Annotated in this window: 11 protein-coding genes; 6 read left to right on the top strand and 5 right to left on the bottom strand. The window is 40.8% G+C overall.

The genetic code is table 11. The features are described from left to right. Nucleotides 1-26: 26 nt before the first annotated feature. Nucleotides 27-386 (top strand): hypothetical protein, encoded by a 360-nt coding sequence (locus tag AWN68_RS19005; RefSeq protein WP_157716186.1) that lies wholly within the window; start codon nucleotides 27-29, stop codon nucleotides 384-386. 74 nt (nucleotides 387-460) lie between these two features. Continuing rightward, nucleotides 461-1,111: an HNH endonuclease gene (locus AWN68_RS11305; protein WP_068415517.1), complete on the top strand. Its 651-nt coding sequence runs from the start codon at nucleotides 461-463 to the stop codon at nucleotides 1,109-1,111. A gap of 265 nt (nucleotides 1,112-1,376) precedes the next feature. Here AWN68_RS11305 and AWN68_RS11310 read toward each other — a convergent pair whose 3' ends face one another. Further along, a complete protein-coding gene (locus tag AWN68_RS11310) occupies nucleotides 1,377-4,649 on the bottom strand; it encodes a WD40/YVTN/BNR-like repeat-containing protein (protein ID WP_068415518.1) in 3,273 nt (1,090 codons plus the stop codon). A 197-nt stretch (nucleotides 4,650-4,846) separates the two neighbouring features. On the opposite strand from AWN68_RS11310, the gene AWN68_RS11315 reads away from it, so the two are divergent. After that, complete coding sequence (locus AWN68_RS11315; protein WP_221405722.1) at nucleotides 4,847-6,148, top strand: M24 family peptidase; 1,302 nt, start codon at nucleotides 4,847-4,849, stop codon at nucleotides 6,146-6,148. A gap of 32 nt (nucleotides 6,149-6,180) precedes the next feature. Here AWN68_RS11315 and AWN68_RS11320 read toward each other — a convergent pair whose 3' ends face one another. From AWN68_RS11320 to AWN68_RS11335, 4 genes are all read right to left on the bottom strand, one after another. Then, nucleotides 6,181-7,050, bottom strand: coding sequence for a transglutaminase-like domain-containing protein (locus AWN68_RS11320; protein ID WP_068415519.1), 870 nt, complete (start codon nucleotides 7,048-7,050; stop codon nucleotides 6,181-6,183). A 2-nt stretch (nucleotides 7,051-7,052) separates the two neighbouring features. Next, nucleotides 7,053-8,681 carry an acyl-CoA carboxylase subunit beta gene (locus tag AWN68_RS11325; RefSeq protein WP_068415521.1) on the bottom strand — a complete coding sequence of 543 codons (1,629 nt, stop codon included), beginning with the start codon at nucleotides 8,679-8,681 and terminating at the stop codon, nucleotides 7,053-7,055. A gap of 103 nt (nucleotides 8,682-8,784) precedes the next feature. Further along, entirely contained in the window at nucleotides 8,785-9,738 is a 954-nt protein-coding gene (locus AWN68_RS11330) for an MlaD family protein (protein WP_068415525.1), read from the bottom strand. Between the two features lie 3 nt (nucleotides 9,739-9,741). Further along, nucleotides 9,742-10,548, bottom strand: a complete 807-nt coding sequence (locus tag AWN68_RS11335) for an N-acetylmuramoyl-L-alanine amidase family protein (RefSeq protein WP_068415528.1) — start codon at nucleotides 10,546-10,548, stop codon at nucleotides 9,742-9,744. A gap of 64 nt (nucleotides 10,549-10,612) precedes the next feature. Between AWN68_RS11335 and AWN68_RS11340 the strand changes: the two genes are divergently transcribed. The 3 genes from AWN68_RS11340 to AWN68_RS11350 all read left to right on the top strand — a co-directional run bounded on the left by AWN68_RS11340 (nucleotide 10,613) and on the right by AWN68_RS11350 (nucleotide 15,299). Beyond that, a complete protein-coding gene (locus AWN68_RS11340; RefSeq protein ID WP_157716187.1) occupies nucleotides 10,613-13,363 on the top strand; it encodes a putative LPS assembly protein LptD in 2,751 nt (916 codons plus the stop codon). A 200-nt stretch (nucleotides 13,364-13,563) separates the two neighbouring features. After that, nucleotides 13,564-14,274 carry a DUF6090 family protein gene (locus tag AWN68_RS11345; RefSeq protein WP_089082116.1) on the top strand — a complete coding sequence of 237 codons (711 nt, stop codon included), beginning with the start codon at nucleotides 13,564-13,566 and terminating at the stop codon, nucleotides 14,272-14,274. Nucleotides 14,275-14,459: 185 nt separating this feature from the next. After that, the gene (locus tag AWN68_RS11350; RefSeq protein WP_068415539.1) at nucleotides 14,460-15,299 is read left to right on the top strand and encodes a LytR/AlgR family response regulator transcription factor; all 840 of its coding nucleotides are present in this window, start codon (nucleotides 14,460-14,462) and stop codon (nucleotides 15,297-15,299) included. Nucleotides 15,300-15,433: the final 134 nt, after the last annotated feature.

Below are 15,433 nucleotides of genomic sequence, written 5' to 3' on the forward strand. Positions count from 1 at the left end.
CCGTCAATTCAAAAGCATAAAGCCACATGAAAAGCCAAAGCACCACAAACCTCAAAAGCACGCTCGCCATCCCTTTGGCAATGGTGATTATCTTAATTCCATTCTCATTTTTAATAGGTTGGAACATGGCCAGCATGGTTGTTTTTTGGTTTGTATTGATTCCTTTAGTGAGCCATTTAATCCCGAGAAAAATTTTCAAAAGCACTAACCCCATGAAGGAATCCATTATTGGGCTTACCATTTTTTATGCCCTTATGACCTTTATGATTTATGAGCACACCGACTTTTTGCAGCTGATGCTGATCAGTTTTGTGGTCAATCTATTGGTTCTCTTTTTTATTCAGCTTGATAAAAAGGTGAATCGGGAGGTTGTAGAACACATGTAATTAAGTTACAATAAGGGTAAGAGTCCTAATGCGTTTAGTCTACTATTCCCAAACCCAATGAAATCGTGTGTACAATGGAATCTGAAATCAAATATACGGAACACCTTGATGGATCTAAATGTAACAGAATCAAACAACTAGGACGTAAATCTGAAATCGCAAAACACTGGAGAGAAAGTATTTTCAAACTTGGTTTATTTATGGATTGGGGGGAGCCTAGTTGTTGGGCATGCGGTATCTTTGATAACAAACACGATATTCAAGACTCAACTTTGGCTATGGACGAAATTTTTAAAGTTTGGGATAAACAAAACTATCTTGAAAGGTGTCATGTAATTCCTAAATCATTAGGTGGCTGTAGTTGCAGTGGTAATATTGTTCTGCTTTGTAAACGTTGTCATAAAGACAATCCCGACACAAATGACTTATTAACATTCAAATTATGGATTCAAAACCGTAAAAGTCATGCCGTCAGAAGAGTGGCAGAATTAACAAGTCTTTTCGAAGAGTTTGGTCTTAAAATCAATGATCTTGATTTTTTCCTATTGTCCTCCTGCCAAGAATTCAAAAACCACCTCATTAATAACCTCATACCCGTTAGAGGTAAATTCACTGATGCGACAAAACTTGCGGCTTTGCTCGAATGGAAAAGAGGAAAAACTGAAGAGGAACTATTGAATAAACTACCTAAATACGTTCAAGAAGAGATTAACGCTATGAGATAAAAAGACAATCACCTGTCGCAGGCTCTCCGAACTCGTAACATCATATGAACACAAGGACGCTGTCCGCTTTACTAAAAGCCATTCCCTGTATCGTCCTGAAATAGGTTGACTCAATTTAGTGGTTTAAATGATTTATAGTTTTCCCATTTTCTCTGTAAGTGGCCGGAAAGTGTGACTTTATATGGTACGCATAGAGTTGACCGCCCTTAAACAAAAAACGCGCGATGATTTCCACACCGCGCGTCTTTAATTTATTGATGGCTTTTTAATTCTTTCTTCCCGGTGTCCAAGGCGCACCTGCTTTTTCAAGTGCTACCTCATAAGCCTCTAAGGTTTTATAGAAAGCCTCCACTTGACCTTTGAACTGATTGAATCCAGTTTCGGCTAAGCCAAAGTCTCTCTTTTGCGTAGTGGTTGGCAGTTGTGTGGTTCCAGCACTTCCGCCCATGGCAGTCCCTAAACGCGACCTTATGGATGGCGATGTTGCTTCATTATAGGCAGCAGGAGTTCGGTCTCCATTGAGGCCTTTCTGCAAATTGGCCAAGTCTTTACCCAAAGCTTCCCATTGCTCAAACAATGCTGGTGAAGCACCAGGGGTTTTGAGCAGCGCTGCTTTCATAAATCTTAATTTTTCACTGGCTTCGCTCAATCTTCTGCCCGCGTTGCCCATTTGTCTCGATAGTTCATTGCCCTTTCTTTGGAAAGCGGCTACTTCTTCATAATTCACTCCCTGAGCAACATTTGGAGCAGCCTTCACCATAAATTCTTGCGGAGCACCTTGCGATTGCAATTGGCCATTGTTCAACACATAAAGTTCAACGCTGTACTTACCCGGAGCCACCATTGGGCCTTGTGGTGTCCCTGCCCAAGGTGGTTGAAAAGTGGGACGGCTCAAACTAATAGGATCAGAAGCGGGGAGTCTTAAATCCCAATTGGTACGGTGCACTCCTTTTTGAGAAGCCCCTTCTAACCATCTAACAGTCTCTCCTTTGGCATCGCGCACGAGCAATAAAACGGTTGCACTAGTCTCTTGCGCTTCAAGCCCCAATTGATCCCACCCGGGGAAAGGGATATTTGCGCCTTTGGCTTTCAAGTCATTTTCCGTAGCGGTTCTTTTACTCTTGGCTGTTTGCGGTAAGTCGTTCAGGTAATAAGTGATTAAAGCACCGAAAGCAGGGTTCTCCGTTTTAAAACTTGTTGAGCCTTGTGATGGCATTCCGTTGGCCTGCATTGGCGTATTTGGCAAATACCACCATGCATCGCGCACAGGGAAGAGTGCATTAGATTTAGCGGCAAGTACCTTATTCATCGACCTTAGTGGTGTATAATCATCGAGCACATAAATACCCCTTCCGAAGGTCGCCCCTACAATGTCATTGTCTCTTTCATGTAATTCAATGTCACGGAAAGCGATGGTGGGCACGCCCGAACTCAATTTGATCCAATTGACGCCCATATTTGGCGAAAAGTAGATGCCGTTTTCAGCGCCTATAATTAACAGGTTTTCATCTACGTAATCTTGCTTGATGGACCATAGCACAGTATTGGCAGGTAAATCACCCGCAATTGATTGCCATGAACCTCCACGGTTTTTACTCATGAAAAGGTAAGTGCTAAAGTCACCTTGTTTGTGGGCATCTGCAATGGCAAAAACGGTATTTGAATTATGCCTAGAGGCTTCAATATCATTAATGAAAGACAAGGCAGGTACTTTTGGTAAACTTTCCGCTTTCTTCCATGTCTGACCATCATTTTCACTTACATGAATCAGCCCGTCATCAGAACCAGTGTACAACAGACCTTTGGTTATTGGTGATTCTGCAATGGAAGTCAGTGTAGAGAATAAAGACATGGCGCCATTATCATAAAATGCGTCTACACTCGACACCCTGTCCATCATTTCTAATTCATATCGAATGGTATTAGTGGTAAGGTCTGGGCTAATGGCTTTCCAAGAATCGCCTCTGTCCTCACTTTTCCAAACCCGTTGCGAACCAAAATAAAGGGTTTTACTATTGTAAGCACTCACCTGAATTGGGCTGTCCCAGTTAAATCTTTCTGGTGCCTCGCCCGGAGCAGGTGTTGGTTTTATGCTTATGACCTCTTCGGTTTTTCGGTTCAATCTGTTCAACTCTCCCCCTTGAATTTCCATGTACACCGTATTTGGATCTTCAGGATCAAACATTGCATCGTAACCATCGGCTCCTAAAGGAACGTACCAATCTTGGTTGCGAACGCCTTCGGTATTGGTGGTTCTAGAAGGGCCTAAAAGGGTACCCAAGTCCTGCGCTCCTGCTACGATGTTATAAAATGGCAAGGCATTATCGAGGCCTATTTTATAAAATTGAGCAATCGGTAAATTAGGGAAAAAGCGCCAAGTGGTGCCTTCATCAAAAGTCTCGTAGAGGCCACCATCATTACCTGAAATTAAATGATTGCCATCGGCAGGATCGATCCATAAAGCATGGTTATCACTGTGTTTTTCGCGTCCTGTACCCAAGTTATCGAAGCTTTTACCGCCATCACGTGACACTTGGTAGAATACATCCATCTGGTAAATGAGGTTCTCGTCTACGGGCGACACTTCAATTTCCTGATAATAATGTGGCCCAGTTCCTCCCGATATATAACTGTTTTGCTTGGCCCAACTTTCACCTTTGTCGCTTGATTTATAAAATCCCTTATTCGAATTATCTCCCTCGATTGTGGCATATACCAAATTGGGGTTGGCAGGAGTAACTCCCAAGCCTATTTTACCCAGATCTCCTTTCGGTAAACCTGTCGATAGCTTTCTCCAAGTATCACCATTATCGGTTGACTTATAAATTCCTGATTGTGGCCCGCCCGCCAAGAGCGACCATGTTTTTCTTCTACGTTGGTAAGCCGCGGCATAAAGTACATCGGGATTGGTGGGGTCGAATTCAACATCCGTCACCCCCGTATTTTCATCTATTTGAAGTGTGACCGTCCATGTTTTACCACCGTCTTTCGACTTGTATAAACCACGTTCACCGCCCGCTGACCATAATGGGCCTTCGGCAGCTACAAAAACCACATCGCTATTCCTTGGGTCGACTAAAATTTTACCAATGTGCTCGGATTTCTTGAGCCCCATAGACTCCCATGTTTCACCCGAATCTCTACTGCGATAAACGCCATCGCCCCAGCCTACATGGCGTCCGCTTACGTTTTCACCAGTGCCCACCCATATTGTATTGGTATTGGTGGGGTCAATGGTAACCGTACCTATTGAATAAGAAGCCTGACGATCAAAAACCGGCTTCCAGGTAATTCCTCTATTATTAGTTCTCCAAACTCCACCTGAGCCCACTGCCACAAACCAGTTATTACCATTGCTAGGGTTTACTGCGATGTCAGAAACGCGCCCACCCATTACGGCTGGGCCAACACTTCGAAGTTTTAGGCCGTTGGCAGCTTTTTGTAAGTCTGCTGAGGAAGATTGTGCCTCTAGATTTGATACTGAAAACAAACAGATAATGGACAGCAGGTAAACTGCCCTCGTTCTGAACTTATACATAGTAGGTTTTTTAAGGTTGAAAAAACTAGGTACAGCAATTTAACAATTGTATTGTAAAGCGGTCAACCACTTGTCAATCTAAAACTTAGGTCCATTAGCAGATTAGATGATCAGTTCCTGAAGTATGGCGTGAATATCAAATCACTCTGCTTGGTTAAATTTTAATCAGTATTTTGAAGGTTCAAATCACATCAACCATGAAAACACTACTCAGTTCACTTCTTCTTTTAGTTTGCAGTCTCACTTACAGCCAAGAAGCCATGCGCAGGTGGCGAAAACTGAATCAAGTCAGGAACGACAAGTTCGATTTGGTTTTACCAGAGGCCATGAGGGAAAACCAAATCGACATGTGGATTATTATGAACCGTGAAGGCAACCTCGATCCGCTTTATACAGATATGGGCGAAGGTTATGTCGGTTCATTCGGTGGCTATTACATTTTCACCGACCGCGGTGGAGACCGAATCGAACGGGCATCGCTGGGAATTGATGGCTACTTATTAAAGCAAGGAGGTGCTTATGATTATTTCGGATCAGTTAATGAATTAAAAGAGTTCGTTTCTACCCGTGACCCTAAAAGAATCGGACTTAATATTTCCAAAAATATCGGTGGTGCGGATGGGCTCACCCATTCTGGCTATTTAGAGTTGACAGAAATTCTAGGAAAAAAATACGCGGATCGTTTTGTGTCAGCAGAAAAGCTGGTGTCTGATTTCCGATCAAGACGCGTAGCGAGTGAAATCGCCATTTATGGCGAAGCGGGCGAACTCTCCTATACCATTGCAGAAAGAGCCTTATCCAATGAAGTAATCACTCCCGGAGTTACCACTTTGGAAGATGTTGCTTGGTGGATGAAGGAGCAGCAATTCAAGCATAATTTAGGTTCTTCTTTTGGAATGCCTTCCGTATATATCACAGGGCCAAATGGTGTAGAAGCCACCTCATCCGATCGAATAATTCAAAGAGGTGATGTACTTATGATTGACTGGGGAGTGGGGCTTATGAATATGTATACTGACATGAAGCGGATGGCCTATGTTTTGAAAGAAGGAGAAACCAAAGTTCCCGCTGGTATTTTGAATGCCTTCGACCAAAGTATCAAAGTCCGTGAGATTATCCAGAAAACGATTAAGCCTGGCGTAACGGCTAAACAAGCAGAGACCGCTGTTTATGCAGCTTTGACCAAGGCTGGTTTTAATCAAATGAAAGGCTTTAATGAATATACCGATTTGGACATGACCGATGTGATTATTGGTTCTCATTCAGTCGGTAACTGGGGGCATGGTATAGGCCCATCTATCGCTTATTGGAATCCAGTAAGAATAGAATATGAACTGAAGCCTTCAAACCTTATCTCTATCGAGTTTTTCGCTTATACCAAAATACCAGAATGGGGAGGAAAGAAATTGAGAGTGCCTATAGAAGATGATGCGCTCATCACTTCCCGTGGAATAGAATGGCTCTACCCTGTAAACCCGAGGGTTTTGGTAATTAAATAACACGAAGAATACAAGGAATACAGAACCGTCCCTTAGTCCAAATCAATTGCCTTACCCGCTAGAATATCAATAAGGGACTTTATTTCTTCCAACTTTTCGGTGTTTCCCAGTTTTTCGTGGGCGATGGAAAGGTTACGCAATACACGAACAACTATATCAATATTCGTGCAAGGCTCGTAATATTGATCTTTTGGTGTTAGTTTTAAGTTGGCCACATAATCGTCAACTTCCTTTCTAGAAAAAATCAGCCCACGGTTGAAGGCATTTACATAAAATTGGGTTTCTCCCTGCTTATATGTGAGTACGAAGAGATTTGGTAAATTCACTCCGTATATGGGCAGCTTCAGTTTTTGGGCAACCAAAGCGTAAACGATGCAAAGTGAAACTGGATTTCCTTTTTTGGTTTGAAGCACCACGCTGATCATTGAGTTTCCAGGAGAATGGAAGTTCTTGGTATTCGCCCCAAACTTGAGTTTATTGAAAATAACGGAGTTCAATACCTTCACCTGATCAACAGGATGAGCATCCGTTTTGAACTCTAACCATGCCTCGTAATAAATTTGCTCTAATTGCTTCTTGAGGTCCGCGTATTCTAAATCTGGATACTGATAGGTGTTCACCAGCCACATTCCTTCTAGTAAATCTTCACCCTCTTTTTCTTTCCAGGCCTCGAGTTTTTCTCTCAATAACTGAAACTGAAGAGAATGCACCAGTTCTTCTATTCTCTTTTGTACGGTAGGGTTAAAACTCCCCTCCCATTCAAATTCCAAATAGGGAATAATGTGCGTGCCAAGTGACTTGATCTTACCTTCTACATGATCAACCACTTCAGCGTCATCATCTTCCAGCAGAGAAATCAATGCTTTTAATTCTTTATTACTCAGGTTTTCTGTTTCGTTCATTATCAGGTTTGAATGATCCCTACATTGAATTGTTCACGAATTGGTGCTTGATTGGCTGCTTGAATGCCTTTAGCAATCACCTTTCTGGTGTCCAAAGGATCGATGATGCCATCTACCCAAATTCTAGAAGCAGCATAATATGGACTCAATTGCTCATTGTAGCTGTCCGTGATTTCTTCCAACAGTTTTTTCTCTGCTTCTGGTTCAATTATTTTGCCCTGCTTTTTTAAAGAAGCCACTTTAATCTGAAGCAATGTTTTGGCTGCTGCTGCCCCACTCATTACCGCCATTTGGGCCGTTGGCCAAGCATAAATCAATCGTGGATCATAGGCTTTTCCGCACATGGCATAGTTACCTGCTCCGTAAGAGTTACCAATTAGGATCGTGAATTTTGGCACTACGGAATTGGCCATTGCATTTACCATTTTGGCTCCATCCTTAATAATACCACCATGCTCTGCTCGGCTGCCCACCATAAACCCACTCACGTCTTGTAAAAAGACCAATGGAATTTTACGCTGGTTGCAGTTCATGATAAAGCGTGCTGATTTATCAGCTGAATCGGAATAGATCACTCCGCCCATCTGCATTTCGCCTTTTTTAGACTTTACGATTAATCGCTGATTCGCCACAATTCCCACAGCCCAACCATCGATTCGGGCATAACAGCAAACAATAGATTTTCCATAGCCTTCTTTGTATTCGTCAAACTCAGAGTCATCGACTATGCGTTTGATGATTTCTTTGATCTCATAAGGCTTCACCCTACTGTCTGGCATAATGCCATACATTTCTTCTGGATTTTCCTTTGGCACCTTAGGTTCCTTTCTATCAAAACCTGCTTTTTCGAAGTCTCCAATTTTATCGAAAACGCTTCGGATATAATCTAGGCAAGCTTGGTCGTTCGGGAATTTGTTATCGGTTACGCCTGATATTTCAGATTGCGTAGTTGCGCCCCCCAATGTTTCATTATCTATACTTTCGCCAATAGCGGCTTTCACTAAATAAGAGCCCGCTAAAAATATGGATCCTGTTTTGTCTACAATAGCAGCTTCATCACTCATAATTGGCAGATAAGCACCGCCTGCCACGCAGCTGCCCATAATGGCCGCTACTTGAATAATACCCATAGAGGACATTTTAGCATTATTCCTGAACTGTCTTCCGAAGTGCTCTTTGTCAGGGAAAATCTCGTCCTGCATAGGAAGATACACGCCAGCACTGTCGACCAAATAAATCACCGGCAATCGATTTTCCATGGCTATTTCTTGGGCACGAAGGTTTTTCTTGGCGGTAATTGGAAACCAGGCTCCTGCTTTCACCGTGGCATCGTTGGCTACAATCATACAATCGCGCCCACTCACTTGGCCAATACCAGTCACCACCCCTCCAGATGGGCAACCGCCTTCATCTGCATACATGCCATCGCCAGCAAAGGCTGCTACTTCTAAAAAGTCACTTCCTTCATCAATCAGGTATTCGATTCTTTCGCGCGCAGTGAGTTTGCCTTTCTTATGCTGAGATTCAATCTTTTTTTCGCCTCCACCCAATTTTACTTCTTTGAGTTTTTCATCGAGTCTATACACCAATTGGCGCATGGTGTCATCGTTTTTATTGAATTCAATATCCATATGCAAGTGTTAGCCCGATAAGACCGGGAGTATGTATTATTACCTTTGATCTAAAGTAAACCCAAGATTGATGATATCAAAAAGAAGTTAATCGCTCAGGACTTTATTTTTTCTTCTTGTCTGCAGGAGGTCTGTTCTTTCTTCCAAAGATTGAAAAATGAACATAGCGTTTAGGGTTCTCTCTTAGGTCTATGAACAAACTATCTAAATCAGTCATAGAGCTATTCAGTGCATTGTACAATGAGTCATTGGTCATCAGCTTCCCTAGCGTACCTTCATTAGAGTTTAGTTTACTCATGAACTCTTGAGTTCCTAATAAGACTGAGTCCATACGCATCAAGCGAGACTCAATATCAATGGCATTCATTTTTTCACCTAGTTTGGTATACTCAGCAAGCAGAGGTGTTATTCCCCCCATTGCTGCTACCATGGAATCGGTGACGTAATCTATTCTAAGCTTAATTTGCTCCATGGCGATATTTACCGAGTCGGTCATATATACCAGTTTATCACTAAAATACTTGAAATTGTCTATCGCCAAGGCGATGGTATCGGCCCTTGAGGCAAATGGCTCCAATACATCGTTTATCTTTTTCACTACTGAATTCAGACTATTGGCTGCGGAAAGACCTTCTTCAGTAATCATTTCAGCAATACCTCTGTCCATTTCGCCTCCTAAAAAGTCTCCATCCTGAAGCAGCCTCTCTCCATCTGGGTTTAAGATTAACTGAACCTCTAAGGCGCCCAAAATATCAGGCTTGGCCAATCTTGCCACGGTGCCTTCCTTCATTTTTATGGTATTGTCTATGGCGAGTGTCACCAATATTTCGTTGTAGGTATCAGAGCTAAATTTGCGCTCAAGTACAGTCCCAACATTCAATCCGTTAAGTATTACTCTGTCGCCTTTACTTAGGCCACTAATATTGCTATACGTAACGTAATAGGTGTTTAGCGGAGAAAAAACATCAAGTCCCCTTAAATAGTTGAAACCTATATAGAGTGAGCCCAACATGAGCACCGCAAATAAACCGACCTTAAATTCTCTTCCTTTTGCCACTATCTATTTTGTTGATTCCAAATAGTCAATATAATCTCTAATTCCTCTAAAAATTGCTGAGGCTAAATATTCTTGTACCTCGGCTGAACCGAGTTCCCTTTCCTCCTTTGGGTTTGTAAGATAGCCAAGTTCTATCAAAACACTAGGCATAGAAGTATTCCATAATACCCAAATACTTGACTGTTTCACCCCCCTGCTCTTCCTTCCTGCCCTTTTAGAAAACTGATTTTCAACATTTTGCGCTAAGAGAATACTGTTTTCTTGATATGCTTCCTGCATAATAGAAAAAGCAATATTTACTTCAGGTGAGGTAGGATCAAAGCCTTGGTACTTCTCTTTATAGTCTTCTTCCAACAAGATTACAGAGTTTTCTCTTTTGGCTACTTCAAAATTCCCACCTTCATTCTTTACTCCCATTACGTAAGTTTCAGTTCCATACACCCCTTCATTACCCGCAGGCATTGCATTGGCGTGGATAGAAACGAATAAATCAGCATCTGCGTCATTGGCCATGATGGCACGAACTTTGGGATGGCTGTAATCATCAGTTTTTCTAGTATAGATAACCTCAACGTTTTCTAAAAGTTCATTTAAATACGCACCCACTTTCATGGATACGGCCAGTACAACATCTTTTTCGAGTAAGTTTTTTCCTCGTGTACCGGAATCTTTTCCGCCATGCCCTGGATCAATCACTACTTTAAATTTAGGCTTAGCAGTTTGAGATAACCCTTGATATGGAGCAAAAACTATTAAAGCCAATGATAAAACAAGGAAAGCAACTCTATTATTTTTTACTTTGGTTCGCATAGAAATGGTTATTAGAATACCTTTACACAAAAATCTGAATTTTTTCCATAAAGCGAAAAATCCTTTGGTCTCTGTTAAAAACATATCTTTCATATTAGTTTTACTACTGACGGCATTTGGCCTGAGGGCCCAAGAAGGAAGTTTAAAGAATGATCCAGTACAGATCGACCCCGCTCCGCTCGGCACCAGTCCAACAACAACCAGACCAGTTGGCACAGACACCCTCAAAATCAACAATAATGGCATAGAAACTACAATTTTATACTATGCCGAAGATTCGATCATTACCAAAACTGCTACGAATGTAACGTACTTATATGGAAATGCTTACATCGAGTATGGTGATATTAAACTAGATGCTGCACAAATTATTATTGACCGAAATCAGAATGAGCTTATTGCCAAAGGAGTACAAGACTCCACAGGCAGCTGGGTTGGCCTACCTGTTTTTCAAGACAAGGCTGGAGTGTATGAAACTAGAGGTATTCGCTATAATTTCGCCACCAACCGTGCAAAAATAACAGGGGTAGTTACTCAACAAGACGAGGGCTACGTTTCTGGAGAAGAAATCAAGAAAAACCAAGACGGAAGTGCTTATATCAAAGGGGGTAAGTTTATTCCTTGTGCCGATCTTTTAGCCACTACTTTCATTAGGGCAGAAAAAATCAAGGTGATTCCAGGGGATAAGATCATTACTGGGCCAGCACAATTATACATTGGTGACATCCCTACTATTTTCGCCTTACCTTTTGCCTTTTTTCCAGATGTTAAAAGTGATGCACAATCTGGTATTCTGTTTCCAAAGTATGGTGAAGAAAGGGTGCGAGGAATTTTCTTGCGTGAAGGCGGTTATTTCTTTGGTAACAATGAGTACATAAGAACAGCCGTTACTGGTGATTATTACTCCAAGGGTAGCTTCGGATTAAATGTGCGTTCCACTTATAAAAAGCGTTATAAATATAGCGGTAGTATAGACCTTAAATACAATAAGAGTTATACTCCAGAAATAGATGAAAACCCTCTAAATTCAAATGATTTCTGGGTTTCCATTTCTCATAGACCTGAGACCAGGGGTAAAACACGTTTTTCAGCGAGCATCAATGCAGGAACGAGTTCATACAATAACAACAACATTTCCACTGAAAATTTTCAGAATTCCATCCGTTCAGAATTCCGTTCCAACGTATCACTATCGGGAAGTTTCGCTAATAACAAGTTCAATTATGGTTTAAGCGCACGCCACTCACAGAACATTCAAACGAACATTCTTGATGTATCCTTGCCCGAGTTTACATTGAGCATGACCAGGGTAATGCCATTTTCATTTGCCGAACAAGAAGCCCTAAAAAGACTTTCTTTTTCATGGGCATTCAGTACATCGAATAAGATCACAAACTTGGTGAGGCCCAATACTGCTGGATTCGATATTGCTAACAGCACCAATGAGGCCGACACCATTGCTGTTACATTTGCCAAGCTCCCTGAGTTGTTTGCAAACGCTCAAAACGGTGCAAGGCATTCAATTCCTATTTCCACTTCCTTCCCTTTATTGGAAAATTTTAATGTTTCTCCTTCTATCAATTTTCAGGAATTATGGTATTTAAAAGAGTTGGATTACACTTATTTAGAGGATGAAAATGCAGTCCGAATAGATACATTAAGCGGATTTTCTAGGGCTACTACATATGGTGCAAGCGTTAGCGTTTCTACTCAATTGTATGGCTCTAAAAACTTTAAGCCCAGCAGCAGGGTTGAATCAATACGCCACATCGTGTCTCCTTCACTAGACTTCAGTTATCGCCCTGATTTCGGTCAGGAAAAGTATGGCTATTATAAAAACATACAAGTAGACACAACCTCAACGGGGGAACCCGTTTATCGTTTTTTATCTAAATACAATGGCTTTGTCTATGGAAGTCCAAGCTTAGGAGAATCAGCAGCCATTGGCTTCATTGTAAATAACAAGGTGGAAATGAAGGTAAGGAGCGACACGGCTAAATCGGAAAAGGTATCAATCTTTGAAAACTTGTCTTTTTCTACCAGCTATAATTTCTTGGCCGACTCCTTCAACCTTTCAGACTTTAATGTAAGCGCTAGAACAAGCCTGTTCAAGAAAAAAATTGATGTAAGTGCAGCGATTACTCTAGACCCCTACACTTACCTGACTACCAACGATGGCGAAGGAGATGTGATTAGAAGAGTGGACGTAGTAGCGCTGACACAAGGAAATGGTATTGGAAGGGTAAAAAGTGGACGCTTTTCCCTCAGCACCAACCTTAACTCAAAAGCATCCACCAATAGGCCATCATCTTCAATGGGCGGTAGTGCTGGCGGTTTAGCTTCGATTGAAGGAGGAGGATTTGGTGATATTGGAAATGGAACCGACAATGGTTATGGCACCATGAACAACGGAGAATCAAACAATCAGCAGCGGGTACCTCAGTATTTTGACGACCCCAATGCATACATCGATATTTCGGTGCCTTGGAACGTAAGTTTCAGCTATAATTACTCCTTTAATCAGTACCTGAGTAATAATGAATTTAATACTACCACGAGGCAATCCGTTAAAATGAGCGGAAACTTGTCCCTCTCTGAAAAATGGCAGCTCACCTTTAATACGGGTTACGATTTACAGCTAAAAGAATTCACCCAAAGCTCATTGGGTGTTTACCGCGACCTAGGCTGCTGGGAATTAAGTGGCAACTGGATTCCATTTGGGCGATTTACCTCCTACTCTATCGACATTCAAATCAAAGCTTCGGCCCTTAAAGATTTGAAACTAAGCCGCAGAAGAAGCTTCTTCGATAATTGATTTTTTTAAGATGTTAGATCTTAGATAATAGACCTTAGACCAAAGTCAAACAGCCTTTCAGTCCTTGTTGGTGTTCTTCACCAACAAGCCACCTTAATTAATCACTGAAAGGATTTTTTTTGATAAATTACAGGAGATATGTACGCCTGAGATGTAGCGAATAGATAACGTTATGCTTCATTATGGCAAACTGTTAACCAATGATAAATTTTTTCAGAAAAGACAGACTACAAATGCTCTCTAAAAACAAATTCAGCAAATATCTGCTTTATGCAATTGGAGAGATTGTACTCGTTGTGATTGGGATTTTAATTGCAATTCAGATTAATAATTGGAAGCAATTAAATGTCGAAAACAAATTAGAGCGAAAATACCTCAACAATCTAATCACTGAATTAAAGCAAGATTCTATTGGTCTAAAGAACAATTATCTAAAACTCGAAAGACAAGCAAGAACCAAAAGTCTTTTCTTGGATATGGTTAAGGGAAAAATTCAAACCGATTCCATTATAGAATACTTTGAATACCAATGGCAACCGATACAACCCTATGTTCCAATAAAATCTACTTACATAGAAATGAGTGCTAATTCTCATTTAAGAATCATAAGAGACGATATGATTCGAGAGCGAATTATCAAATTCTATAACAGTTATGAGGCATTGGAAAAAGAAGAAGACTTTTTAACGCAAACCTCTACAGAAAATGTGTTAAACATGATCTCAGAAAGGCTTCCCGATATGTCAAATTACAGTATCGATGATATCATGTCCTTAAGACACGACACTCATTTACTGAATACGATTCAGCTCAATGGCGCTTATACCAGGAGAGATAATTACAAAAAAACGATAACCGACTGTTCAACCTTGATTGCGCATATTAAAGAATATCAATCCACATTGAATTAAAGAAGCTTCCGCCCTTATTGTTGTTCTTCACTAACTAGCCACCAATCGTTAGTCACTGAAAGGAAGTTTTTAATAAATTACATCAGATAAATGTGGTGAATTTGTAGCGTTGCGTAACACAGTGGAAAATAAAACCAATGCTGATTACCTTAAAAAGCGTTCATTAATTATTATACAGTATTGTGATGAGAAGTTTTTTTAATACAGCATCCTTTTCAAGCCTATCCCCTCCACTGCCCAATCAGGTTAAGGAAGAAAAAATACTTTATTGGCTCACCATTACTGTTTCGCTGTTAGCAGTGCTAGAGTTTGGTCAAGATTATATCAAGTCCGTGTTGAATAACAGTGATTTCTCTTTAATGCAGTCATTATCATACAAGCTATTTTGGTTTGTATTTATACCTTTTACCCTCTTGCTTCTGCACTTGCAGAATAAATTCAACTTAAATACAGGTAAAAGGAAGACTCTACTGAAAAAGTCCTTTCTAATTATCTGTATCACCTTATCACACTTATTAGTTTTCTCTTTACTTCTCTATATTATTTCATTTACAATAAATGGCGAACCTTGGCCTTTAACTTTATTGTTAACTCAAAAGCTATCAACCCGACTCTATTTAGGACTCTCGTTCTACATTATCTTCTCTTTCATTTACTATCACTTTAGTCAAAAGGCCATAAAAAGCAAAGACCAAAAGAGTAACCTAAATACTTTTCGAATTAAAAATGGCAGCAAATCAACGTTCGTAGAAACTCAAAAAATAAATTTCATTGTTTCTGATGGCCCATATTTAGAAGTCAATACCCTAGAAAATAAACATGTCATACTTGACAGTCTGAAGAATATCATCGAATCACTACCTGAAAACTTCAAGCGTATTCATAAGTCAACCATCGTGAATACTAACCAAATAGAAATGTCAAAATCACGAGGCAATGGTGACCACGATTTAGTATTAAAATGTGGAAAGACAGTTCGCCTTAGTCGTAATTATGCTCAATCTTTAAAAGGCATTCTACATTAACTATCAGGTTATGCGGTAAACTCCTCAGGTTATAAATTACCGCCCTCGTAGTCCCTTCCTAGTCCCTACATTTAGGCTCACACAAATCAAGCGCTAAGTGCACGCTCTTTTTCACAAGAAGTGTTCGGACAGTA

The sequence above is a fragment of the Roseivirga echinicomitans genome, from assembly GCF_001592935.1.
GTDB lineage: Bacteria > Bacteroidota > Bacteroidia > Cytophagales > Cyclobacteriaceae > Roseivirga > Roseivirga echinicomitans.

What these genes read in the sequence shown, in the direction of transcription:
- AWN68_RS11315 (WP_221405722.1), top strand. Translation starts at nt 4,847, where the DNA reads ATGAAAACACTACTCAGTTCACTTCTTCTTTTAGTTTGCAGTCTCACT.
- AWN68_RS11335 (WP_068415528.1), bottom strand. Translation starts at nt 10,548, where the DNA reads ATGCGAACCAAAGTAAAAAATAATAGAGTTGCTTTCCTTGTTTTATCA.
- AWN68_RS11345 (WP_089082116.1), top strand. Translation starts at nt 13,564, where the DNA reads ATGATAAATTTTTTCAGAAAAGACAGACTACAAATGCTCTCTAAAAAC.
- AWN68_RS19005 (WP_157716186.1), top strand. Translation starts at nt 27, where the DNA reads ATGAAAAGCCAAAGCACCACAAACCTCAAAAGCACGCTCGCCATCCCT.
- AWN68_RS11305 (WP_068415517.1), top strand. Translation starts at nt 461, where the DNA reads ATGGAATCTGAAATCAAATATACGGAACACCTTGATGGATCTAAATGT.
- AWN68_RS11320 (WP_068415519.1), bottom strand. Translation starts at nt 7,050, where the DNA reads ATGAACGAAACAGAAAACCTGAGTAATAAAGAATTAAAAGCATTGATT.
- AWN68_RS11310 (WP_068415518.1), bottom strand. Translation starts at nt 4,649, where the DNA reads ATGTATAAGTTCAGAACGAGGGCAGTTTACCTGCTGTCCATTATCTGT.
- AWN68_RS11350 (WP_068415539.1), top strand. Translation starts at nt 14,460, where the DNA reads ATGAGAAGTTTTTTTAATACAGCATCCTTTTCAAGCCTATCCCCTCCA.
- AWN68_RS11325 (WP_068415521.1), bottom strand. Translation starts at nt 8,681, where the DNA reads ATGGATATTGAATTCAATAAAAACGATGACACCATGCGCCAATTGGTG.